Here is a 2296-nt window from a genome sequence, read left to right as displayed (position 1 = left end):
TTTGCGATGTTAATGTCATCGGCGACTTGTTCTATATTACACCTCTAAAGTATAATCGTCAATATGTTTTTTAAAAAACTTTATATTTTATAGATTTCACTTATGTATTTCTTCTATAGTTATATACAAGCACCCCACAGAACTATCTATGGGGTACTACTCTACTATAAAAACTATTGCTCTTTCGACGGCGCCGAACAACTTCCATCAGTACAAGAAAGATCGCTTCCACCCTCTGAAGAAAGTTCTTGTAACTTAGGTGCAGGATTCTCTTCTTCCCACACTTGCTGAAGTGCACCAACAAAAGTTTCAAGTGGTTGTGCACCTGAAATAGCATACTTTTGATTAATAATAAAATAAGGTACTCCCGAAATTTGATATTGCTGAGCAATCGCTTCATCAATTCTAACATCATTTGCATACGCATTTTTATCATTAATAACATTTAAAGCCTCTTGCTTATCTAAACCTGAAACTTCAGCGATAGTAGCAAGTGTATCCACATCACTTAAATTTCTCGATTCAGTGAAGTATGCGAAAAGTAGATTTTCCGTAATCTCTTTTTCTTTTCCTTGATCCTTTGCAAACTTCGCAAGACGATGCGCATCAAACGTGTTCGTCGGCTTCATCTCATCAAAATTAAAACTTAAACCCATACTAGCTGCATGATTTCCTAGCTGTACGTTATTACGCTTAGCTTCTTCAATACTAATTCCATACTTTGATGCAAGTACTTCATTAATACTTGTCCCAGAATAGATTGGAGCATTTTGGTCTAATTCAAAACTTTTAAACTCAACTTCAACATCCTTCTTATGCGGAAATTGCTCTAAAGCTATCTCTAATCTACGTTTCCCAATATAGCAAAATGGGCATACAAAATCTGACCAAACTTCAATTTTCATAGAAACACCTCATTAACTTTTAATTTTCAATCATTGTAGCACTGAGATTAAGGAATTCAAAAGTTTTTGCTCTACCTCCTTCATATAGTACATACAAAAATACACTTATAGCAGAATACCTAATTAACAAAAAAACGATAATCAAAAGGATTAACTATTATCCCTCCGATTATCGTCTATATAAATGCAACAACTTTAATTATGCCGGAATATACTTCCCTACGAACTTCCATACAGTATTCCAATATTTATTCGAATCTACTTTCTCCGCTTCCCCATGTCCAGCACCTGGAACAATTAATTTCTCTTTTTCTACTTTTGCAGCATTATATACTTCATCTAACATTTCAAAAGGAACGAATGTATCAGCATCCCCATGAATGAACAGCATAGGTGTTTTACTTTTCGCTACTTGTTTTACAGCTGAGGCCTCTTCTAAATCATACCCAGCTCTTAATTTAGTAACCGTATTTGCCGCATTCATAACAGGAAACTTCGGTAAGTGGAATAAATCTTTTAGTTGATAAGTAAATTCATCAATAACAGTTGAGTATCCACAATCTTCAATAATAACTTTAACATTAGAAGGTAAATCTTCTCCTGAAGTCATCATTACAGTTGCCCCGCCCATTGAAACACCAAATAGAGCTATTTCAGCATTAGGGTCTTTCTTTAAGATTTGTTGAATCCAAATTAACACATCTTTACGATCATGCCAGCCCATACCAACATAATCCCCTTCACTATTTCCGTGCCCACGAAGGTCTGGTGCTATGACATTATAGCCTTGTTCATAAAAGTTACGAACATATTTCGTCATTTCTGATGCTCTACCACTATATCCATGAACTACAATTGCCCATTTATGACTAGATGGTTCATTCATATATTCATAACCTTTTAAATTTAATTTATCGAAAGAACGTATAGTTAATGTGTTAGGTTTATACTTCGATACGAAGTTTGCATTCTTTTCTTCATTTGCAGCCAATACATCTCCCGACGCATTTACCGTTTCCACTAAATGAGGATTATCTTGCAAAAATTCCTTTTCTTGTTTCGCATTTAATGCATAGTTATAAAAATAATTTCCAACTAACATATACACGATTACTAGCAGGACTAAGACTACTATAGTAATTATACTTATCTTTTTCATATTATCTCCTTTTCTAACTTAAATCTTCTTATATTAAAGTACATCAAAAACAACTGTACTATTTTAACATACCAATGAATTCTATCTTTAAGAAATAAAATAGAAAATCTTAAATTACCTGTCAAAAATCACGAAAGAAATTGAATAAAACTTATATAGCTACGTACTCAAAAATCTTTTAAAAAATGAGCAGCACTTCAAAATATTTAGCTTTGAAAAGAAGTTATAAAAC

General features: G+C 33.1%; 2 protein-coding genes. Both read right to left on the bottom strand.

The annotated features are described in order from the left end of the window. Positions 1–173 precede the first annotated feature (173 nt). Positions 174–905, bottom strand: coding sequence for a DsbA family oxidoreductase (locus ACQGS6_RS26875; protein ID WP_000687915.1), 732 nt, complete (start codon positions 903–905; stop codon positions 174–176). Positions 906–1104: 199 nt separating this feature from the next. Continuing rightward, the gene (locus tag ACQGS6_RS26870; protein WP_000723977.1) at positions 1105–2064 is read right to left on the bottom strand and encodes an alpha/beta hydrolase; all 960 of its coding nucleotides are present in this window, start codon (positions 2062–2064) and stop codon (positions 1105–1107) included. Between the last annotated feature and the right edge of the window lie 232 nt (positions 2065–2296).

It is taken from the genome of Bacillus sp. GMs2/2, assembly GCF_050172095.1.
Taxonomy (GTDB): Bacteria; Bacillota; Bacilli; order Bacillales; family Bacillaceae_G; genus Bacillus_A; species Bacillus_A cereus.
Note: the sequence above shows the minus strand (reverse complement) of the source record. Positions and strands in the feature narration are given on the sequence as shown.

Coding starts and splice junctions, on each gene's coding strand:
- ACQGS6_RS26875 (WP_000687915.1), bottom strand. CDS start 905: ATGAAAATTGAAGTTTGGTCAGATTTTGTATGCCCATTTTGCTATATT.
- ACQGS6_RS26870 (WP_000723977.1), bottom strand. CDS start 2,064: ATGAAAAAGATAAGTATAATTACTATAGTAGTCTTAGTCCTGCTAGTA.